Raw genomic sequence first — 20019 nt, forward strand, 5'->3', positions numbered from 1 at the left:
CCGCCGGCCATCTACTAAGGTAAAGACTGCGGTTTTCACGCATAGCCTTATTTCCATCAGTGAATAGCAGTGTACCGGCGGCATTCTAACGCAGTGTCGGTACATTAATTAATAGTACTGCCGATATTTGTTTACACCACGGCTGTGAAAGAACTCTGAGAAAGCGACGTAAAGAACGTTACCAATACTGGCGCAACGAATTAGCGCCCAACAGTAATAGATGAAAGACGCCCAGCGCGGGACTGTACAAACACAACCCAGCGAACTGGAATATAACGGCCAAGTATTAAGGCCACCCTGATGTACCCGTGCAACGCAGATTACTGCCACACCCACAAGGTAATGCAGCGCACATCAGAACGCTTAAAGATGCTCGATCGCACGAGTGGCGCGACAAATCCCGGCTTTTGGGATTTTTAGCTCATGAAAAGAATGCTTATCAACGCAACTCAGCCAGAAGAGTTGCGCGTTGCCCTCGTAGATGGACAACGCTTATTTGACCTGGATATTGAAAATCGTACCCGTGTACAAAAGAAAGCTAACGTATACAAAGGCACCATTACTCGCGTAGAACCTAGCCTTGAGGCTGCATTTGTCGACTTTGGTGCAGAGCGCCACGGCTTCCTCCCTCTCAAAGAAATTTCTAAAGAATACTTCTATCGCAACCCATCTGACGTCAATGGACGCGCCAAGATCAAAGATCTTGTAAAAGAAGGCACTCAAGTAATCGTTCAAGTTGAGAAAGAAGAGCGCGGCAATAAAGGCGCCGCCCTCACCACTTTTATCAGTTTGGCTGGGCGCTACATGGTATTAATGCCCAACAACCCGCGAGCGGGCGGCATCTCTCGACGCATCGAAGGGGATGAGCGCAGTGAATTGCGTGACGCGCTTAGTGCGATCAATATTCCTGACTCAATGGGCGTCATCGTCCGCACCGCAGGCGTTGGGCGCAGCTCAGAAGAGCTACAATGGGACCTAGACTACCTCCTCCACCTCTGGTCTGCGATCAAACAAGCGTCAGAGGAACGAAAAGCACCCATCCTAATACTCCAAGAGAGTAATGTAATTATTCGCGCCATTCGTGACTATTTACGCGATGATATAGACCAGGTTTTAATCGATTCAGAAGAATCTTATAACGAAGCAATGCACTTCGTTGAACAAGTTATGCCGCACTTCAAAAACAAAATCCGGCTATATAAAGATCAAGTCCCCCTATTCAATCGCTACCAAATTGAAAGCCAGATTGAATCTGCCTTCCAAAGAGAAGTGCAATTGCCCTCTGGTGGCTCCATTGTTATAGACCCAACCGAAGCGCTTGTTTCAATCGATATTAACTCTGCACGCGCCACCAAGGGTGGAGACATAGAAGAAACAGCGCTGCAAACCAACCTTGAAGCGGCAGATGAAATTGCCCGCCAATTACGCCTACGCGATATTGGCGGCTTAATTGTTGTCGATTTTATCGATATGTTAGCAGCTAAAAACCAACGTGAAGTAGAAAATCGCGTCCGCGATGCCATGGAACCTGATCGCGCGCGGATTCAAATAGGCCGAATATCTCGCTTTGGCTTACTTGAAATGTCACGTCAACGGCTTCGCCCATCACTTGGAGAAACCAGCGCAAAAGTTTGCCCACGCTGCAGCGGACAAGGCACCATTAGGGACACCAATTCATTAGCACTCTCCATACTCCGCCTTGTAGAAGAAGAAGCCAACAAAGAAAAGAGTGCGGAAATCCGTGTTGTCGTCCCCGTAAATGTCGCTTCTTACCTGTTAAACGAAAAGCGAACCGCTATTTATGACGTAGAACAACGCAGCGGAGTCCGAGTTGTTGTTATACCAACACCAGCGCTAGACACACCGCACTTTGAAGTTATGCGTTTAAGAGATAGCGATATTGGTGATGAAAAAGAGATCAGCTACAAAATTGTTGCCGACCAAGAAGCACAAGCTGAGGCCCTAGACGAAGTAACAACAAGTAGTCCAGCACCTGCAGCTGTTGTACGCACACTTTCACCAAAAAGTTCAGCACCAGCTGCAAGCCCAGAGAGCAAACAGCCTAAGGCAAGCCAAAAAACGAGCGAAGCTGTTGCAGGAGAAGGATTTTTCAGCAAACTATCTAAAGCATTGGGAGCTCTATTCAGCCCTGCGCAACCGGAGCCAGAACCAGAGCCAGTTCCAACACCAAGGCCTCGCAGCAACAATAACCGTAGCAACAACCGCTCCGGTAACCGTAACAATAACCGCGGTGGACGCAATCGCCGCAACCCCGATCAACGCCCACCACGTGATGACAAACGGGTAACAGATAACCGTAGCAACAAAGCAGACACAAGCCCCAAGCAAGAAGCTCCAACGGGCACAACGGTTAACCCTGAACCAAACACGAACAACGAGACTAATAATCGCCCTAAACGTCGGCCAGGAAACCGTAAACCGCGGAACGCCCAAGAACGGAAACGCACCCCTGCACCAGTGGTTGAAGAAAACACTGCAACAACGCCAGACAATAGCTCGGAGCCTAGCGTAGCACCAACTCAAAATACTGCAGAGCAGAATATTGATAAACAAGCTAACTCACCAAAACAGAAAAAAAGCGAGGCAAAACCCAAGCCTGACGATGCAATTAGTAACGCTAGCGAGGCCCAAGAGAAACCTCAAGTAGCAGCTACGCCAGAAACAAGTGAAAATAAACCGGTATCAACTAAAGATGATTCAAGCCCTTCAGTAGATGCAGAATCGATCACTAAAGATACAAGCGCGACAGAATCACCAGCAATAGCCGAAACCGCGGAAACATTAGCTGACAAAAATATCGTAACTGACACTTCAGCAAACGCTCAAAAAGTGACGGAAGAGATAAAGGCGCCAAATATCGATGCAGCAGCAATCGAATCGTCTGCAGAAGTCGCCGCAGCAAGCGTCACGCCCCACACCGAGGAGAAAGTCGCAGCTGCAGCCCTTACAGCAAACGAAGCACCAGCAGAACAGGTTAAAACGCCTGAAAAACCTGCCGCCGTTCAAAATGTAAAACCTGTTGGTCGTGCAGCTAACGATCCTCGCATTGCTCCACAACCGATTAAAAACGTGGAAATAAGTACTGCTAGGCCCACACCACCCGCTCTGGACCCAAGTATTGTCGCCCAGCCTGACCCCGACAAAGCTAAAATGCCTAGAGCGGCCAATGACCCGCGTAATTAACACAAGCGGTTAAATCTTGTAATTTTAAGCCCAGCTCAATCGCTGGGCTTTTTTTGCTTAAATATTAGTCAACCCAAGCCTACATCGGTATGATTTATAAGTCTTTTTTGTATTACTGCTTGTTTCACAACACAAGCTATGTATAATCCTCGACTGCTGCGGAGGGGTGGCAGAGTGGTCGAATGCACCGGTCTTGAAAACCGGCGTTGGTTTATCCCAACCCAGGGTTCAAATCCCTGCCCCTCCGCCACTTATTTTACCTTCCGCACGATACGATCTTACTTTGCAAGTCACTCCACAGGCAGTATGATAGTCACTGTTAAAACTACCTTTGTTTGACTATTTAACGGAGTAAGACATGCAAGAAAAATCGGTTTTTCAGGCACATGCGCAGAACCTGCCCGCCCTGGAAACGAGCAAGGTCCTTCGCAATACGTATATGCTATTAGGCATGACCCTTGTCACTAGCGCGCTATGCGCAGGACTAGCCATGGCAATGAATATTGGCCACGGCACCGCACTTGTTTTATCCCTTCTCGGTTTTGTAATGCTATTTGTAGTAAATAAAACCGCCGACTCTGGTAAAGGTTTAATTGCCGTATTTGTCTTTACAGGCTTGTTAGGCGCCGCGCTTGGGCCAATGCTGAAGATGTATCTTGCCCTACCTAATGGCAGCGAACTGGTAATGCAGGCACTAGGTGGAACAGCTTTAGTCTTCTTTGGTTTATCTGCTTACGTCTTAACAACACGCAAAGACTTCTCGTTCCTAGGCGGTTTTTTGATGATTGGCCTGCTGGTTATGGTCGTTGCCAGTATTGCCAATATGTTCTTTCAAGTACCTGCCGCATCACTAGCAATATCTGCTGCAGCCGTGTTTATCATGTCGGGTCTCATTTTATTCGACACAAGCCGAATCATCCATGGAGGTGAAACAAACTATATTCGCGCCACGGTGGCCCTTTACCTCGATATTTACAATCTCTTTGTCCACCTATTACATTTATTAGGCGTTTTTAGTGGCGACGATTAACCACAACAGCTCTAAACTTGTTGGACTTTTTTCAAAACAGAGGCTCAAATGAGCCTCTGTTTTGCCATATTAGTCACCGGTCAGCCTTATTCTGATCAATCTAGTCAAACTGCACTAGATTTCTGTAAAGCAATAATTGAGCGCCATCACACAATTTACCGTGTTTTCTTTTTTAATGACGGCGTACATTGTGCCAACCGCCTCATCACCCCACCCCAAGATGAAACGTCAATCTCTAAACAATGGCTAACTCTACAAGGCTCGCACAACCTAGACATGGTTGTATGCGTTTCAAGTGCCCTTAGACGCGGTATCATCGATCAGAAAGAAGCCGAGCGCTATAATTTAGATAGCCACAATATGTCACAAGGCTTCTCTATCGGTGGCTTAGGTCAATGGGTGGACGCCTGCATTAATGCCGATCGTATAATTAGGTTTGGAAGCTAGATGCATTTTGTCTATTTATTTACCCGTCAAGCCTATGGCCACAGTCTTGCTCGTGAAGCACTTGATATGGCTTTAGCCACAGCCGCATTTGAACAAACAGTAAGCCTAGTATTTTTAAACGATGGAATATATCAGTTACTTACCGCCAAAGACGCGCAAGATATCGACAAAAAACCCCATACAGGCCCAATTAACGCCCTACCTTTATATGACGTTACTAACATCTTCTACCTAAATGAAGATCGTCAAGCGCGACATATTAACCAGCAGCATTTAGTCGCCCATGCGTCGGCTATTTCTTTGCCAGACTTTAAAAATTTAATCAGTAGCGCAGATCGAGTTCAAAGCTTCTAATGCAATTACATATCTTAAATAGTGTCGCCAGCCAAAGCCGATGCAATAGCAGTATTTTGGCAGACGACGCTATCCTCTTAATCGAGAATGCCGTGGTTTTATCTACATCTATAACCACAACATTACAGGTATTAGTGCCCATCTATGCATTACAAGATGACCTACTTCGAAGAGGTATCACGCCCTCTAAAGATGTTAAAATAATAGACTTTCTGCAATTCGTTGACTTATGCGCCACATATAAGCACTGCCTGAGCTGGTAAAATGACGACACCCCAAAACCGCTCTAACCCAACGATCGCCACCGATAAAGAAGGCTATTTAAAAAACCTCTCGGACTGGTCACCCAAGGTTGCCGAAAGCTTGGCTGCACAATGCAACATAGAATTAAGTGATGAGCACTGGGAGCTCATTAACTTGGCGCAACGCTTTTATCACTTATACAACCTATCACCCGCTATGCGACCATTGGTAAAATACGCAAAAATGGAACTTGGTGCCAATAAGGGCAATAGCATTTATTTTCTTAAGCTTTTTCCCGACAGCCCAGCTAAAACACTCAGCAAAATCGCAGGCCTTCCCCGGCCTGACAACTGCCTCTAATTTATCGAGTAATACTATGCAGGAAGAACACCCATTTGCTAAATATCTCCGCATATTAGGTAAGGGAAAAACAGGAACGCGCTCCCTAAGTGAAGCTGAAGCCTACGATGCCATGACAATGATTTTGCGCAGCGAAGTGGAAGACGTACAGCTTGGCGCCTTTCTGATGCTTTTACGCGTTAAAGAAGAAAGCCATGAAGAGTTAGCCGGCTTTGTTAAAGCAGTACGTGATTCTATCTCAGCACCCGCGATAGCTGTCGATCTCGACTGGGCCAGCTACGCAGGCAAACGCAGGCAGCTGCCCTGGTATTTACTTGCCGCCCTAGCCCTTGCCGACAGTGGCTTAAAGGTTTTCATGCATGGTGCCGCTGGTCATACAGCTGAACGAATTTACAGCGAAACCGTGCTGAACATGATCGGCGAGACAACTGCGAGCGACTGGACTAGCGTTAAAGATAAGCTCGCCAAATGTAATTTCGCCTACCTCCCCTTATCGCAATTTTCACCTGCATTACAACGAATGATAGATTTAAGGCAGCAATTTGGCTTGCGCTCTCCGGTTCACACACTGTCACGGCTACTAAACCCGCTATCCGCAGATTACTCATTACAGAGTATTTTTCACCCAGCTTACGCTGAAAGTCACCAACAAGCCGCCGCGCTACTAGGGCAACCTCACGCAGCCGTCTTTAAAGGGGAAGCTGGCGAAGTAGAACGCAAACCTGAAGCCGTATGCCGAGTAAAAATGGTCCACCACGACCAACTAACTGACGCTGAGTGGCCCAAACTTTTGGATGGCCGACAAGAGAAACTAGTATCATTAGATATCAACAACCTTATTAGTGTGTGGCGAGGTGAATCAGATGATCAGTACGGACACTTAGCAATTCAGGGAACTATTGCTATCGCTATACAATTACGGGCACCAGAACTCACACATAATGTTTGCCTTGAGCGTGCAGAGCAGATTTGGCAAAACCGTAACCCATCACGCCTCTCTCCCCGCTGAAAAGCGCGAGCAAACCGGATATATAATGAGCTTAAATACCGTCGATGTTGAAAACTATCCCTCTATTTTGCGTACAAAAGCAGCACAAGTAAGCAGCATTTTTGATGACCTAGGGCTCCCCCAAGCAACGGTATATCCATCAGAACCAGTACACTACCGCTTACGAGCAGAGTTCCGCTTATGGCATGAGGGCGACTCCGCGTATTACGCCATGTTCGACCCCGCAGCACCCAAGATACCCGTTCGGGTTGATGAGTTTGCCATTGCATCCCAAGCTATTTTTAAGTTGATGCCAGCCCTACTTAAAGCCATCAATGCCAATGCAGTGTTAAGCAAACGCTTATTTCAAGTTGAATTCCTAAGTACATTAAGCGGCGATATGCTTGTTAGCCTCATTTACCATCGTCGCCTGGATGAGCAATGGGAGGACGTGGCAAGAACAGTTTCAAACGAACTCAATATCCAAATTATTGGTCGCAGTAAAAAACAGAAATTGGTTCTAGATCGAGATTATGTCGTTGAAACTTTAACTATCGACAATGTTGATTACCACTACAATCAATACGAAGGCGGCTTTACACAACCCAATGGCGCACTCAACGCCACAATGATCACCTGGGCAAAGCAACACGCAGGTCCTCAACAGGGCCATGATCTACTGGAGCTGTATTGTGGAAATGGCAATTTTACAATCCCCCTTTCCAAACAATTCAGAAAAGTACTGGCGACAGAAATTTCCAAGACATCAGTCAAGGCCGCCCATGAAAACTTCCTTTTAAACAATATCAACAATATTGATGTCTTAAGAATGTCGAGTGAAGAGTTCACTCAAGCACTGAACAAAGAGCGCAGTTTTCGTCGCCTAGCCCATATAGACTTAGACAGCTATACACTAAAGACTGTGCTCGTTGACCCGCCTCGAGCAGGGCTAGATGATGGTACTCGACAACTTATTTCACGCTTCGACACAATCATTTATATTTCCTGTAATCCGCAAACCTTGCACCGAGATTTGCAAATATTAACCAAAACACATGCCGTTAAGGCCTTCGCTCTGTTCGACCAGTTCCCGTACACTCACCATATGGAATGTGGCGTTATTTTAGAAGTAAGGGGCTGATAATGACGGTAAAACTAACTGAGCTAGAAATTGAAACGGCACTTAAGCAATTACCCGAGTGGGAGCTTCAGGAAGGAAAGCTATGCCGCGTGATTGAATTTAGTGACTTTATTAGTGCCTTTTCATTTATGACGAGAGTCGCCATGCGCGCCGAAAAAATTGATCACCACCCAGAGTGGAGCAATGTCTACAAAACCGTCTCTATTGCTCTAACCACTCACGATGCCGGAGGCTTAACAGCAAAAGACCTTGCACTTGCTAATGCGATAAATTCAGAGTCGCTACGCTAGCTATAGAGTTGCGATCAAATCTAATAAAACTCAACACCCAACTGCTGTAAATGACGGCTAAGATAGTCATCAAGCGTCAAAATATCTTCAGGATGTATATCTAAAACAGGAAATTTCAATTCCTTACACAGCTCCGCTCGTCGCATTCGAGCAGATATCTGGTCAGAGTGCTCATTAGCACCCCAGAACTCAAGACATACGCTACTATCGGGTAAATAAAAGTCACTGCATTGCAGTTCAGAAACTGGCAGCGGGTGATGGATACTATACCTAAGCCCCGCTAAATAAAGCCATTGCGCGATAAGACAGTGCTCACGAGACCGGCACGTAGTGCCATCAAGCGCAAGCCAGTCTGTTTTAGTTTGTGCAAATAAATCATCATCCTTTGGCGGAGTTAGTACACAAGCCTTACATAATCGCGAAAATGCCTCATTGGCACGAATATCTTCAGGCCATAAAGCGTAGCTCAGGCTACTTTGCTGATTTTCAAAAAGCTGGCCACCCCGAGCAATACCAGCAGCCGTTAATTCCCAGCCACGACTGCTAGGTCGTAACCAGCCTAATTCAACAAAGATACGATTTAACTGTCGCCCCGTAAGGCCATCCGCACGCCCGAGGGCGGCAGCTGAAAGCAGCTTATTACTCTCCATTGCCTTGAATAGCTGGTGCTCTAATAGGTTTTGTGGCCAAACAATATAACGGCCATAGCGTTTACTCGTTTGATAGCTTCCACCTTCAAACTCGCCTTTGCTAGTTAAAACCCAACCATCATCTATTTTACGTATCCAGCCATAATCCTTTAGTACCCCAAAAAGCTGTTGCACGGGGATTTCACCTTGCTTAGCTAATGCGGACGTAGATAGTTTATCTGATGGCATAAATTACACACTTAATCCTTGGGGTAACGGCTAGCTAACCCTTTGTAGACATCATCTGCAAACTGAGTAGACATCACATCTGCCTGAGCAAGAATTTCAACCAAATGCTCGTTATCTTCTCGCCCTTGCCATATTTTTATATAACCACCTTCTTTATAACCATGATCTTGGCGGAAAAAATTCAACACATTTTTACCTACATACTGCTTATAAAGGTCCTCAAAACTCAGTTCAGCTGCCGTCATTAGATCCCAGAACAGCGCCACCGAGAAACCTTTCGTCCGCAAGCAATATTCTGCCAATATTTCGGTTGCTTCCAACACACCAATATCAGTAGCCTCATAGCCCTCCAGCTCAAGCAGGATCTCATCTGCCAAGGCATCTATATCAACCCCTTCGCGAAATAAAGCGCTCATTCCAAAATGCCAAATATCAACCACTTCAAGTTGAACTTGCGCTAGGTCAGGTTGTTGCTTTTTCCACCATTTATAGCCGTAATGGTCCATTAACTCACCACACTCAATCCATGCGGCGCGATACCATGCGTAGCCTTGACCCATCCAATCGCTATGTACTTTAGTATTCATACTGTTTTGCAAGCCCAGCATTGTGACAAATGCTGGACGACGCGCTGAATCGGACACTATTTAACCCACCCATCTAAAAAGCTGAGTGCATATAATAAACAAGGAAGACAGAATAAGCAGCGACAAATTGGCGGTTTCTGAGCAAGCTAAGCAGAAAAGGCAACTAGACTAAGAAGATAAGTTTTCACCAAGCTCAATAAAATAACTCAAAACATCAGCATCAAGTGATTCTCGGTAATCTTCACCTAGACGTTCACTCACAGTATCAGGGATTTGCGCTATAAAGTTAGCCCCGTAACTCATTCGCCGCTCGGTCAGGCTTAGCGTGATAGTGGATTGTGGGCCGTGCACTGAATAATGTTTGGACTCCAAGGGACGGCTTTTTTGCATATACCCCACTCTAGGCGCAACGCTGCTGATTAGCGGAATACACCAGGGAGAGTTTTCTTCCATGAGCAAAATCAATAACCTCCAACGCTTTTCCCGCCATAATATGATTCAGTGCAATTAACGGAATCGACGGTAAACAAACAATTTTATTTCGTGAATCAGCGTTGGGGAAAAGTAAAAAAAGATCAACAATATCTAGTGTTCCATCAACACGCGAAAATAGACGGATTTCAACGTGCTGTAGCTGTTCCGGCAAGACGCTATCTACAGCCAGGTGCCTTACTGTATCCACGTCATCAAAACCAAGCAAATAGCTCGCTATCAGCATCGCAATTCTCATCCATATCTATTGATAGATGCATTATGCGTGAACTAGCAAGCAGAACTATCCGGTCATTTACCTATCGATCACAGTGAACGACTTTCACTGCCTAGCACCACGAGAATTTAAAGGCGCTGCGGCGTCGCTAGAACTACGCCAGGGATTAATATCCAGCCCCCCTCTACGGGTATAGCGAGCGTAAACACTTAATCGATCTGGACGGCAACAGCGGCTAATATCACTAAACATTCGCTCAACGCAATGTTCGTGAAACTCATCATGTTCACGAAATGAAACGATATAAGCCAATAATTGTTGTCTATTTATCTTTGGACCTCGGTAATTAATTTCTACGGTAGCCCAGTCAGGCTGAGACGTCACCGGACAACGTGAGCGAAGTAAATGACTATAAAGCCGCTCTTCACAGACATCATCGCCATCGAGTGCAAGTAATTCAGGTGACGGCCTATATTCTGATGGGTTTATGCTTAAATCGTCCAAGCACACCCCCTTAGGCGTGGTAATGCCATAAACGTCAGGCCATTCTGAAGGCAAAACCACAGAGACATGAACTCTCGCTCCAGCCGCCCTAGTTAAATCGGTAACCAAAAGATCTTTCAGTGTCTCCACATCAGCAATTCGAGTTTGATTCAATGAATTTAAGTACAACTTAAAGGATTTTGACTCGACAATATTAGGGCTATCCGCCGGAAAGCGGAATTCCGCACATGCCACACAAGGCTTCCCTTCAGGGGTCAGCCACGACAACTCATACGCATTCCAAATATCTACACCAACAAAAGTAGGCGTTTTTTTGCCACTTATTTTCAGTAACTCCCTTCCCTGTTGCCTCGATATTGGATGCAAGCATGAGGGGGCATACTGACTAGGATATTCGGTTTTCTCACCAAGAGGCCCGTGACCAAGATCTGTATCCACTCAACCTCCTCATTATTGGCGTAAACGCTTGCCACTAGAGAGTAAATACATGCAATAAGCGTAAGCTGCGAGGGTAAATGCGGCAACCATGATAAACGCAGTTGTAACATTCACATCTGACACCCCCAACACACCGTAGCGGAAGGCATTAACAATGTAGAGCATTGGGTTCAGACGGGATACCCCGGCCCAAAAATCGGGTAACAAATCTATGGAGTAAAACACTCCTCCGAGATAGGTTAACGGCGTTAATACAAATACCGGAACTATTGATACATCATCAAAGTTGTTAGCAAATACCGCGTTTATAAAACCAGCTAAAGAAAACAAAATGGATGTCATCAATACAATCGCGACTGTGACGCCCAAATGCTGTATATGCAAACTAGTAAAAAATAAAGATAACATCGTGACAATCAAGCCAACCAACAATCCGCGAGACACACCGCCAATCACATAGCCCCATAACACAATATTATTCGACATTGGTGACACCAGTATCTCCTCAACAAAGCGCTGAAATTTTGCACCAAAAAAAGATGACACCACGTTGGAGTAGGCATTGGTGATTACAGACATCATAATCAAACCGGGCACCACAAACTCCATGTAAGTAAAGCCGCCCATCTGCCCTATTCGAGATCCAATTAACGCGCCAAATATTACAAAATATAAAGACATCGTAATGGCTGGCGGTAACAAAGTTTGCATCCAAATACGCAAAAAACGCCGAATTTCTTTGCGGACAATGGTATAAAACGCTACCCACTGTTCTGCTATTGTCATTAATTCCTCACTTACTCATTATCAGCAAATACTGATTTAATTGATTTAACTGGGCAACTCTAAGCCGACAGCAGCGATACAAATAATTCTTCTAATCGGTTTGCTTTATTCCGCATACTGCTTACGACGATCCCCTGTTTATTGAGCGCCGCAAAAACCTCATTCAGTGAACTGCCTTTATTAAGCACCAACTCGAACATATGCTCATCTAAATAACGCGTTTCAAAACCATCAACTAGCAATTCTGGAGTAATTGCATTTGGAGTATCGAGAATAAAGACCTCTTTTTGAAGCTGAGTTAGCAAAGTCTTCATACTGGTGTTTTCAACAATTTCGCCACCATCGATGATTGCAATGTGACGACATAAGCTCTCTGCCTCTTCAAGGTAATGAGTCGTCAATATAATCGTTGTCCCACTGCGGTTAATTTCCGACAAAAACTCCCACATTGATCGCCGTAGCTCTATATCAACGCCGGCAGTAGGTTCATCAAGAATCAACAACCTGGGTTCATGAACAAGTGCTCTGGCGATCATCAACCGCCGCTTCATTCCACCAGACAGCATACGGGATGCAACTTTTCGCTTATCCCACAAGCCTAACTTCTTAAGGTATTTTTCAGCGCGCTCACTAGCCAACCTTCTATTCAGGCCATAATAACCCGCCTGATTAACCACAATATCCCAAACACTTTCAAAATTAGAAAAATTAAATTCTTGAGGGACCACTCCAATCTCTCGTTTGGCAGCAGCTAGATCCGTTTGAATTGAATGACCAAATACATGAACATCACCAGCCGTCTTTTTAACCAGAGAAGAAACAATACCAATTGTGGTAGATTTTCCCGCGCCATTTGGTCCAAGCAGGGCAAAAAAATCCCCTTCACGCACTTCTAAATCAACCCCTTTCAAGGCCTCAAAGCCATTATCATAAACCTTACGCAATCCTTTAATTTGAAGGGCAATTGCCATAGTATTCGCCTAAATAGTATCCGCTTGTAAATTTCGTTCCGAGTGAACAGCCTAACCCATATATTTATTGGTCTAGACGCTTTAATGAGTACCGATTACACAATCAAAGACAGTAGCGTAAAAGCGATAAGTAGCTACTCCAGCAATCAGCTAAACAGTTTACTAAAACCGATCATTTTGCCACGAGCCCGCAGTGGAATACACCACGTTTTTAAATCTATAGAAATTGGAGTTACAGTGACAACACGTCTAGCTTACCACCAACAACTCAATGACGCGCTTTACGAACTATGCGCTCAGACAGTACCTCTACAAAATACCAACATCAAAGAAAGTAATGAAGAGCTGCTTAGCCTGTTTTCCGCACTAGAACTATGCTTTGCTAATGGCGACGATTATACCCCCATTGGCCAACAAATAATTACGCGTATCGTTAGTCACTACCCCGCTATTACCCCACAAGTGCACCGCGACTTATTTTGGTTTTATGGTGGCGACTGCCTGCATTTTTTAAGCGACGACGAAATACAAAAATACCAAACTTTAGAAGAACGTTATTACGATTTGTCCAAGACAGACAGCGATGCATGCTATAGAAACTTACGCGCTCAAATTTTTAATATGCATTAATGGAGCAATGGGCCCAGTAATTAGTGCTCACTTTAGACAGACGAAAAAAAAGCGAAGTAAATAACTTCGCTTTTTTAGAATTTGGAGCGGGAAAGGAGGCTCGAACTCCCGACCTCAACCTTGGCAAGGTTGCGCTCTACCAACTGAGCTATTCCCGCATAATCCGATATCAAGTTAATCTGCTTAATTAACTAGTTACCGTATCGTCTTGATAAGATACTGCTTTCTACGATGAGAGCGTCGGCATCTTAAAAAGTTTTCCCTAGACTGTCAAGATTGCCTGTAACGACTTATCTTAAACAGATTTCTTCACTATTGTGAAGAAATTGGCGTCCCCTAGGGGACTCGAACCCCTGTTACTGCCGTGAAAGGGCAGTGTCCTAGGCCACTAGACGAAGGGGACGCCGCGTACCTTTCAGGGCGATATTGCTGTCCCTGAAAGAGGGCGCAATTTTAGAGCTACTGCCCCACTCCGTCAAGGCCAATTTACCACTAAATCGCGGAAAAATAACAAAAAAAAAGAGAAGCATCTCTGCTTCTCTTTTAGTGCTGCCGAACTCATCAGCAACACGAAATAATGGCGTCCCCTAGGGGACTCGAACCCCTGTTACTGCCGTGAAAGGGCAGTGTCCTAGGCCACTAGACGAAGGGGACGCCGCAAACCTCTCAGACTCCGAGTCACTTGATGTCTGAAAGTGGCGCGAATTCTAGAAACCTTAGGCCCCGCCGTCAAGTCGCTTTTTACACTTAAGGCCAAAAAAGCAAAAAAACCTACAAAATAGCCTGATTAATACTCATATTGAACAATATTCACTCAACATCTCCAGTGAGTTTTAATGACAATGAGTTAATACAGTAACGCAAACCTGTCGGATCAGGGCCATCTGGGAAAACATGGCCTAAATGGGCATCACAGCGGGCACACACCACCTCTTCCCTAACCATGCCGTGGCTAACATCGCGATTCACACCTAGCGCATCTTGATCCAGCGGAGCGTAAAAGCTTGGCCAACCAGAACCTGAATCATATTTGGTGCTTGAATCAAACAAAGCCAAACCACAGCAGCGGCAGACATAGGCGCCCTCTCCTTTGTAACGGTAATACTCACCGCTGAATGCGCGCTCAGTCCCTTTCTGACGGCACACCACATATTCCTCATCAGTAAGAAGTTCCCGCCATTGCTGCTCAGTTTTCACCACTTTTTCCACGAATATCCTCCACCTTGCCACCGTCAAACACGTATACTTAGCCACTAAGTAAACATTGCGCTATAGGTTGTAGTTTATACCGCTATATATCGCACACAAGGTACAAATTTAAGATTCTCGGCATAGGGCCGAAATACCTGAACAACTAGTACACCGGTAAGCTACCGGTAAAGAAGGCGAGACATGAGCCATCATTTAAAATCGAAAAAATTAAATAACGTCTGCTATGAAATTCGTGGGCCAGTATTACAACGCGCTAACGAGCTTGAGGAGGAAGGACACCGAATTCTCAAGTTGAACATTGGCAACCCAGCGCCATTTGGTTTTAACGCCCCTGACGAGATCATTCAAGACGTAATCCGCATGCTGCCGGACAGTGAAGGTTACAGCGATTCCAAGGGCCTATACAGCGCACGTAAAGCCATCATGCAGGAATGCCAAAAGATTGGTATTCCCAACGTTGGCGTCAATGATATATACCTAGGCAATGGTGCCAGTGAATTAATCAGCATGGCCACCCAGGCATTGCTTAATCAAGGCGATGAAGTTCTCATCCCTGCCCCAGACTACCCTCTCTGGACAGCAGTGGTGTCGTTATCAGGCGCTACACCTATTCATTATATTTGCGACGAAGATAATGACTGGCAACCCTCTATTGACGACATAGTGAGTAAAATCACGCCTAATACCAAGGCCATCGTTATTATCAACCCCAACAATCCAACCGGCGCGGTGTACAGCCGTGACATGCTACAACAACTGGTAGCCATTGCAGAGGCACACAACCTGGTTGTTTTTGCTGACGAGATATACAGCAAGATTTTATATGATGATGCGGTTCACATTCCCCTCGCCAGCCTTGATGCCGATGTTTTATGCCTGACATTCAACGGCCTATCAAAAGCTTATAGACTCGCAGGTTTCCGCAGTGGCTGGTTGATTGTTTCAGGTGCAAAAGAACGTGCAGCAGATTACATTGAAGGGCTAAACATTCTGTCTTCAATGCGACTTTGCGCAAACGTACCTGCCCAGCACGCAATTCAAACTGCATTAGGCGGATATCAGAGCATTAATGAGTTAATTCTGCCGGGAGGAAGACTACTGGAGCAGCGAGATCTAGCGTATAAAATGCTAAACGAAATACCCGGAGTGAGCTGTACCAAGCCTGCAGGTGCTATTTACATGTTTCCGCGCTTAGATCCTGAAATATATCCGGTACGCGATGATGAACAATTAGTATTAGACTTGCTAAACCAAGAAAAAATATTACTTGTTCAAGGCAGTGGTTTTAATTGGCACAAGCCAGATCATCTTAGAATTGTCTTTTTACCTAATAAAATTGATCTAGCCGATGCTATAGCTCGCTTTGCGAACTTCCTCTCTGGCTATCGAAAACAGCTGGCTGGAGCAAAATCCGCTTAATCGGCTTGCCGCTGCAGTAATTAGTACTACTGCAGCGGCTGAAGCCACCTCAAAAATCACAGACGGTAATGCAACACCTTTAACGCCGCATCTAAATTAAGCTCAGGAAAGTCCTCGCGACCGGCTATACGCGCTATAAACGTCGCAGAAGGACAATAGGTTTGCATAGTTTCCTCCAGAAAACCCTGACCGAGATACGGTGCGTTAAGACAAACCAAAACATCGCCACCCAAAGGCAGTAATGCAGGGAACTGACGGACCAGCTTTTTATAATCCCTGACGGCGTCAAAACTGCCTACCTGGCGTGATGGCGGATCGCAAATCACAATATCGTAGGGCCCCAGTTTTTTTAATCTCCCCCACGACTTTAATATATCGTGACTTAAAAATTTCACCACTGCCGGCTGAGAGCTCGGGTTTAAGTTATGATTTTCACGCCCCCTCGCCAATGCCGACTTGCTGGTATCAATATTGACTATGGATACTGCCCCAGCCTGTTCTGCGGCAACCGAAAAAGCACAGGTATACGAGAACAAATTAAGGACTCGAGCGCCACTGGCTCGCTTTGACAACCATCTCCGCGTTGGCTCCATATCCATGAAATAACCAATATTTTGATTATTGGCGAGCTCCAACTTAAACCGACAATCCCCCTCTATTGCGGCCATCTTTTCAGGTACAAGCCCCCATAAAATCGTCGCTGAAGCAGGTTTTTCATACCGTCTCTGCACCACAGCAGCTGTACAATGGTTTTTAAATCGATTTTCTAATGCAGCGCAAAAGTCCTGCCAAAATTCTTGCCCAGGCTCTTTATAAAGTACAATCCAAAGTACCGGCTCATAATAATCTACCGTAAAAAACTCAAAACCAGCATAGCATTGCCCCCGCCCATGAAATAATCGCTGAGCACCGCGAGCTGTCTCCATATCCCAAGATGAAAAACCACTTAAGCGGGCAAACTCTGCAAAGTCACTCACCACTGGCACTCACTTTATACATCACCACGTCACGATACCCTGTTAGCACAGGAATATACCCTTCCCAAGCTCGGTCCAATTCAGCATCATTACTATCGACAAGCAAAGGCCGGCCCTGTAACTCGGAAATTTTGGTTTTTGTCGCAATAACCGTAAAGTTTTCCCTGCCGATTTTTTGAATAATCGCTGGCGTTAACTGCTGATTACCACGGCCAAGAATGTGCCCCTGACCACCAATCGCAGTAATAATAACCATTACCGGTCCCTGGTGATTGTCGAGTAATTTCTCTAGTGCCAATGCGTTGAGATCACGCCCAATCAATGTGTTATTTAGAATGGCATCAAAACCCAATAAGGTATTCTCTAGACCTAATCGCAGCATCACTGCAGCGGTGGTGCTACCAGGACCGATAAGATACTGAGTATCCATGCTCATCGATTCAACAACATCATCGGCAATATCGGCGAGTACTAGCTCCTCTTGCTCACGACCTCCAGCCTTTACATGCTGCAAAAAACCACCAATGCTTGGCACTAGCATCTCGCCAAAATGGGCAGAGCGCACCTGCCCTGCCCTAAATGCCACTTCATCTATGTCCCTAACTTCTTGCTCGCACAAGGCCACCAGCCCTCCGGCAATCAACGCAACAACTATATCCGCCGCGCTCTCAGGACTTACCGCATAAACCCCTGAGTGCATTTTGACACCCGCTGGAACACCCAAGCATGGCACCTTTGTACCCACTGCACTCAGTATGTCTCTCGCGGTGCCATCACCACCGACGAACAAAAGCAAATCCACACCCTTATTTACAAGGGTAATAGCCGCCCGCTGGGTATCCAATGCTGTTGATTGATATGGATTATCAACACTACCGACAGAACAGAATGGCAGGCCCGCCAGCATGGCGTTATCCCCCCCTTGCCACTGCCCCGCCATTAACCCCGCAAACCCGAAGACAGTGATTTTGTCATTCGCTTTATCAGCAATACGCTCTAAACATCGCATAGCGCGAGCACTGGATCGGCCAATATCTTGATCTTTAATACCGGCAGGATCAAGATTGTCACTGCCCTTCATCCCAAGCGGGCCACCAAGGCCAGCAAAAGGGTTCACAATTAATCCCAACGTAAACATTGCATCCCCAAGTGTCGTTGCCATATATAAATTAAATCTGCTAATGGCATACTTTATTAACGGCCACTTTGCAGGGCGTTTAAGGTTTCCTTAAAGCTAGCAGATGTGGCAACAAGTGAGCTATACGCAAGTTCGCGCCGCAGAGGGTATTGTTTTCGCAACAGGTCAAATGCCAAACCTCGATCAAGCTCATTAATAATGCGCCTAAAACGTTCGTCATCTTCTTTCACGTCGTAAACGGATAAAACTGTGCGGCGTATAAAATCAGCACGATTAGCCCCGCTACAATGCAGTGTTTCTCCCGCTGTCATCTCCAGCGGTACGTCAAAATCACAATATTGAACACCAAGAAATTCAGCAAGCTGACTAGCCACCATACGTAGACCACTTAACTTACCATCTACGCTATACCCCGCAATATGGGGTGTAGCTATACGACAACGGTTAGCCAATGCAACGGGAAAAGCTGGCTCGCCCTCCCACACATCCAACAACAAAGAAATGTCCGGCCGCTGACGACTTAATGCCATTAAGCTATCGGTTGAAACAATCTCCCCTCGTCCAGCATTCAATAAAACCGCATCTTCAGGTAACCGAGTCAACAATGACGTATCCAGCATATGAAAACTAGGGTGGTCACCCGTTCGCGTTAACGGCGCATGCAAACAAAGCAAGCTGCAGCGTAAAACATCATCCAAACCACCCAAATGAGGAAATTCGTCCTTATTTAACAAGGGATCATAGGCACGCCATGCTATTCCCAACGCCTCTAAACGGCGCGCTAACCGCTTGCCAACATTACCAAAGCCAATAATCCCCACGGGCTCACCCGATAAGAGACGCTCGAGTAAGTCATCTGTCTGACAAATCGCGCTAATTACATAATCCACCACAGATTCGGCATTAGAACCTGGTGCGTTACAGGTCTTAATACCGCTTTCGGCTAAATAATTCAGATCTAAGTGGTCAGTGCCTATGGTGGTAGAACCAACAAAACGTACTCCCGTGCCGTCAAGAAGATGCTTACATACCTTGGTAACCGAGCGCACAATCAGTACCTCAGCATCGGCAATATCAGTTTTTGACAACTGCCTACCATTTACTCGCCGCACCTCACCAAACTGTGAAAAGCAAGAAACAGCAGCGGGGATATTCTCATCAACCAGAATTTTCAAAGACAACGTCACTCCAGTATTAAAACTTAATGCCATTAATTAACAAAACAACATAACATACTAATATATCAGGATATATCACCCAATTTGTATGAATGGGAAGCCACAAACTCTGCTGTTCCAAAATGCATTCGTAGTGCCTGCAAAAAGAGAGCTGCTCTAGGTGGCATTTCATTAGCCAAGAAATAATTGAGTGATTGCCACACCGCCAACTGAAAGGGGAATGGGTCTATTTCGCTGCCAGTCAAATTATCTATACTGACGCGAAATGGCAGGCCCGCAGCGACACTAAACATCCATTCCAACGCCTGTGGCTTTGCCTCTACCGATTCAAAAATACGTTGTTGTTCAAGGCTTCGGCCATCAGGTTCNTACCAATAACCATAGTCTACTTGCTGCCGACGACGTTCACCGGCAATACACCAATGAGCGAATTCTACGAATCTCATAATCTTGAATGTACATACCTAATCTATTGTTTAATATAAGGTAACTCAAAAACCATAATTCCCCCCCTCTTTACAAAAAAATGTACAAA

General features: G+C 45.6%; 23 protein-coding genes and 4 tRNA genes. 12 read left to right on the forward strand and 15 right to left on the reverse strand.

The features are described from left to right. Positions 1–423: 423 nt before the first annotated feature. From rne to AELLOGFF_RS08860, 10 genes are all read left to right on the forward strand, one after another. Complete coding sequence (gene rne, locus AELLOGFF_RS08815) at positions 424–3204, forward strand: ribonuclease E (protein ID WP_159268399.1); 2781 nt, start codon at positions 424–426, stop codon at positions 3202–3204. 160 nt (positions 3205–3364) lie between these two features. After that, positions 3365–3454: transfer RNA gene (locus tag AELLOGFF_RS08820), tRNA-Ser, on the forward strand. A gap of 108 nt (positions 3455–3562) precedes the next feature. Next, positions 3563–4234, forward strand: a complete 672-nt coding sequence (locus AELLOGFF_RS08825) for a Bax inhibitor-1/YccA family protein (RefSeq protein WP_159268400.1) — start codon at positions 3563–3565, stop codon at positions 4232–4234. 48 nt (positions 4235–4282) lie between these two features. Further along, entirely contained in the window at positions 4283–4681 is a 399-nt protein-coding gene (tusD, locus tag AELLOGFF_RS08830) for a sulfurtransferase complex subunit TusD (protein WP_159268401.1), read from the forward strand. Then, complete coding sequence (gene tusC / locus AELLOGFF_RS08835) at positions 4682–5035, forward strand: sulfurtransferase complex subunit TusC (protein ID WP_159268402.1); 354 nt, start codon at positions 4682–4684, stop codon at positions 5033–5035. It begins immediately after the preceding gene. Further along, complete coding sequence (locus AELLOGFF_RS18215) at positions 5035–5298, forward strand: DsrH/TusB family sulfur relay protein (protein ID WP_159268403.1); 264 nt, start codon at positions 5035–5037, stop codon at positions 5296–5298. The genes tusC and AELLOGFF_RS18215 overlap by 1 nt, the downstream gene beginning before the upstream one ends. A gap of 1 nt (position 5299) precedes the next feature. Beyond that, positions 5300–5638, forward strand: a complete 339-nt coding sequence (locus tag AELLOGFF_RS08845; RefSeq protein WP_159268404.1) for a TusE/DsrC/DsvC family sulfur relay protein — start codon at positions 5300–5302, stop codon at positions 5636–5638. Positions 5639–5654: 16 nt separating this feature from the next. Then, the gene (locus AELLOGFF_RS08850; RefSeq protein WP_159268405.1) at positions 5655–6647 is read left to right on the forward strand and encodes a glycosyl transferase family protein; all 993 of its coding nucleotides are present in this window, start codon (positions 5655–5657) and stop codon (positions 6645–6647) included. A gap of 25 nt (positions 6648–6672) precedes the next feature. Beyond that, positions 6673–7767, forward strand: a complete 1095-nt coding sequence (gene trmA / locus AELLOGFF_RS08855) for a tRNA (uridine(54)-C5)-methyltransferase TrmA (RefSeq protein WP_159268406.1) — start codon at positions 6673–6675, stop codon at positions 7765–7767. A gap of 2 nt (positions 7768–7769) precedes the next feature. Next, positions 7770–8057, forward strand: a complete 288-nt coding sequence (locus tag AELLOGFF_RS08860; protein ID WP_159268407.1) for a 4a-hydroxytetrahydrobiopterin dehydratase — start codon at positions 7770–7772, stop codon at positions 8055–8057. A gap of 20 nt (positions 8058–8077) precedes the next feature. Here AELLOGFF_RS08860 and AELLOGFF_RS08865 read toward each other — a convergent pair whose 3' ends face one another. The 7 genes from AELLOGFF_RS08865 to AELLOGFF_RS08895 form a co-directional block, all read right to left on the reverse strand. Next, positions 8078–8935 (reverse strand): hypothetical protein, encoded by an 858-nt coding sequence (locus AELLOGFF_RS08865; RefSeq protein ID WP_159268408.1) that lies wholly within the window; start codon positions 8933–8935, stop codon positions 8078–8080. 11 nt (positions 8936–8946) lie between these two features. Continuing rightward, positions 8947–9543, reverse strand: coding sequence for a dUTP diphosphatase (locus tag AELLOGFF_RS08870; protein ID WP_159269336.1), 597 nt, complete (start codon positions 9541–9543; stop codon positions 8947–8949). A 147-nt stretch (positions 9544–9690) separates the two neighbouring features. Beyond that, entirely contained in the window at positions 9691–9912 is a 222-nt protein-coding gene (locus tag AELLOGFF_RS08875) for a hypothetical protein (RefSeq protein WP_159268409.1), read from the reverse strand. Between the two features lie 10 nt (positions 9913–9922). Further along, a complete protein-coding gene (locus AELLOGFF_RS08880) occupies positions 9923–10240 on the reverse strand; it encodes a hypothetical protein (protein ID WP_159268410.1) in 318 nt (105 codons plus the stop codon). A gap of 96 nt (positions 10241–10336) precedes the next feature. Next, the gene (queF, locus tag AELLOGFF_RS08885) at positions 10337–11173 is read right to left on the reverse strand and encodes an NADPH-dependent 7-cyano-7-deazaguanine reductase QueF (protein ID WP_159268411.1); all 837 of its coding nucleotides are present in this window, start codon (positions 11171–11173) and stop codon (positions 10337–10339) included. Between the two features lie 12 nt (positions 11174–11185). Then, on the reverse strand, positions 11186–11959 hold the full coding sequence (locus tag AELLOGFF_RS08890) for an ABC transporter permease (protein ID WP_159268412.1): 774 nt from the start codon (positions 11957–11959) through the stop codon (positions 11186–11188). A gap of 59 nt (positions 11960–12018) precedes the next feature. Beyond that, positions 12019–12930 carry an ABC transporter ATP-binding protein gene (locus AELLOGFF_RS08895; RefSeq protein WP_159268413.1) on the reverse strand — a complete coding sequence of 304 codons (912 nt, stop codon included), beginning with the start codon at positions 12928–12930 and terminating at the stop codon, positions 12019–12021. A 237-nt stretch (positions 12931–13167) separates the two neighbouring features. Between AELLOGFF_RS08895 and AELLOGFF_RS08900 the strand changes: the two genes are divergently transcribed. Then, positions 13168–13560: a PA2817 family protein gene (locus tag AELLOGFF_RS08900; RefSeq protein ID WP_159268414.1), complete on the forward strand. Its 393-nt coding sequence runs from the start codon at positions 13168–13170 to the stop codon at positions 13558–13560. 82 nt (positions 13561–13642) lie between these two features. Here the strand turns inward: AELLOGFF_RS08900 and AELLOGFF_RS08905 are convergent. The 4 genes from AELLOGFF_RS08905 to msrB form a co-directional block, all read right to left on the reverse strand. After that, a tRNA-Gly gene (locus tag AELLOGFF_RS08905) sits at positions 13643–13718 on the reverse strand. Between the two features lie 169 nt (positions 13719–13887). Further along, positions 13888–13963: transfer RNA gene (locus AELLOGFF_RS08910), tRNA-Glu, on the reverse strand. Positions 13964–14138: 175 nt separating this feature from the next. Further along, positions 14139–14214, reverse strand: a tRNA-Glu gene (locus AELLOGFF_RS08915). A 156-nt stretch (positions 14215–14370) separates the two neighbouring features. Then, on the reverse strand, positions 14371–14769 hold the full coding sequence (gene msrB / locus AELLOGFF_RS08920) for a peptide-methionine (R)-S-oxide reductase MsrB (RefSeq protein WP_159268415.1): 399 nt from the start codon (positions 14767–14769) through the stop codon (positions 14371–14373). A gap of 183 nt (positions 14770–14952) precedes the next feature. Here msrB and AELLOGFF_RS08925 point away from each other — a divergent pair, with 183 nt between their 5' ends. After that, positions 14953–16191, forward strand: coding sequence for a pyridoxal phosphate-dependent aminotransferase (locus AELLOGFF_RS08925; RefSeq protein ID WP_159268416.1), 1239 nt, complete (start codon positions 14953–14955; stop codon positions 16189–16191). A 56-nt stretch (positions 16192–16247) separates the two neighbouring features. Here the strand turns inward: AELLOGFF_RS08925 and AELLOGFF_RS08930 are convergent, their stop codons facing one another. The 4 genes from AELLOGFF_RS08930 to AELLOGFF_RS08945 form a co-directional block, all read right to left on the reverse strand. Beyond that, positions 16248–17168 (reverse strand): class I SAM-dependent methyltransferase, encoded by a 921-nt coding sequence (locus AELLOGFF_RS08930; RefSeq protein ID WP_159268417.1) that lies wholly within the window; start codon positions 17166–17168, stop codon positions 16248–16250. Continuing rightward, the gene (locus tag AELLOGFF_RS08935; protein ID WP_235035634.1) at positions 17161–18330 is read right to left on the reverse strand and encodes an ATP-NAD kinase family protein; all 1170 of its coding nucleotides are present in this window, start codon (positions 18328–18330) and stop codon (positions 17161–17163) included. The genes AELLOGFF_RS08930 and AELLOGFF_RS08935 overlap by 8 nt, the downstream gene beginning before the upstream one ends. A 32-nt stretch (positions 18331–18362) precedes the next feature. Next, complete coding sequence (locus AELLOGFF_RS08940) at positions 18363–19487, reverse strand: 4-phosphoerythronate dehydrogenase (RefSeq protein ID WP_159268418.1); 1125 nt, start codon at positions 19485–19487, stop codon at positions 18363–18365. 62 nt (positions 19488–19549) lie between these two features. Then, complete coding sequence (locus AELLOGFF_RS08945; protein ID WP_159268419.1) at positions 19550–19930, reverse strand: elongation factor P hydroxylase; 381 nt, start codon at positions 19928–19930, stop codon at positions 19550–19552. Between the last annotated feature and the right edge of the window lie 89 nt (positions 19931–20019).

It is taken from the genome of Zhongshania aliphaticivorans (assembly GCF_902705875.1).
GTDB classification, from domain to species: Bacteria; Pseudomonadota; Gammaproteobacteria; order Pseudomonadales; family Spongiibacteraceae; genus Spongiibacter; species Spongiibacter aliphaticivorans_A.

Excerpts from the sequence above, each read along its gene's own strand:
- rne (WP_159268399.1), top strand. The coding sequence starts at position 424 with ATGAAAAGAATGCTTATCAACGCAACTCAGCCAGAAGAGTTGCGCGTT.
- AELLOGFF_RS08825 (WP_159268400.1), top strand. The coding sequence starts at position 3,563 with ATGCAAGAAAAATCGGTTTTTCAGGCACATGCGCAGAACCTGCCCGCC.
- tusD (WP_159268401.1), top strand. The coding sequence starts at position 4,283 with ATGAGCCTCTGTTTTGCCATATTAGTCACCGGTCAGCCTTATTCTGAT.
- tusC (WP_159268402.1), top strand. The coding sequence starts at position 4,682 with ATGCATTTTGTCTATTTATTTACCCGTCAAGCCTATGGCCACAGTCTT.
- AELLOGFF_RS18215 (WP_159268403.1), top strand. The coding sequence starts at position 5,035 with ATGCAATTACATATCTTAAATAGTGTCGCCAGCCAAAGCCGATGCAAT.
- AELLOGFF_RS08845 (WP_159268404.1), top strand. The coding sequence starts at position 5,300 with ATGACGACACCCCAAAACCGCTCTAACCCAACGATCGCCACCGATAAA.
- AELLOGFF_RS08850 (WP_159268405.1), top strand. The coding sequence starts at position 5,655 with ATGCAGGAAGAACACCCATTTGCTAAATATCTCCGCATATTAGGTAAG.
- trmA (WP_159268406.1), top strand. The coding sequence starts at position 6,673 with ATGAGCTTAAATACCGTCGATGTTGAAAACTATCCCTCTATTTTGCGT.
- AELLOGFF_RS08860 (WP_159268407.1), top strand. The coding sequence starts at position 7,770 with ATGACGGTAAAACTAACTGAGCTAGAAATTGAAACGGCACTTAAGCAA.
- AELLOGFF_RS08865 (WP_159268408.1), bottom strand. The coding sequence starts at position 8,935 with ATGCCATCAGATAAACTATCTACGTCCGCATTAGCTAAGCAAGGTGAA.
- AELLOGFF_RS08870 (WP_159269336.1), bottom strand. The coding sequence starts at position 9,543 with ATGCTGGGCTTGCAAAACAGTATGAATACTAAAGTACATAGCGATTGG.
- AELLOGFF_RS08875 (WP_159268409.1), bottom strand. The coding sequence starts at position 9,912 with ATGCAAAAAAGCCGTCCCTTGGAGTCCAAACATTATTCAGTGCACGGC.
- AELLOGFF_RS08880 (WP_159268410.1), bottom strand. The coding sequence starts at position 10,240 with ATGCTGATAGCGAGCTATTTGCTTGGTTTTGATGACGTGGATACAGTA.
- AELLOGFF_RS08890 (WP_159268412.1), bottom strand. The coding sequence starts at position 11,959 with ATGACAATAGCAGAACAGTGGGTAGCGTTTTATACCATTGTCCGCAAA.
- AELLOGFF_RS08895 (WP_159268413.1), bottom strand. The coding sequence starts at position 12,930 with ATGGCAATTGCCCTTCAAATTAAAGGATTGCGTAAGGTTTATGATAAT.
- AELLOGFF_RS08925 (WP_159268416.1), top strand. The coding sequence starts at position 14,953 with ATGAGCCATCATTTAAAATCGAAAAAATTAAATAACGTCTGCTATGAA.
- AELLOGFF_RS08935 (WP_235035634.1), bottom strand. The coding sequence starts at position 18,330 with ATGGCAACGACACTTGGGGATGCAATGTTTACGTTGGGATTAATTGTG.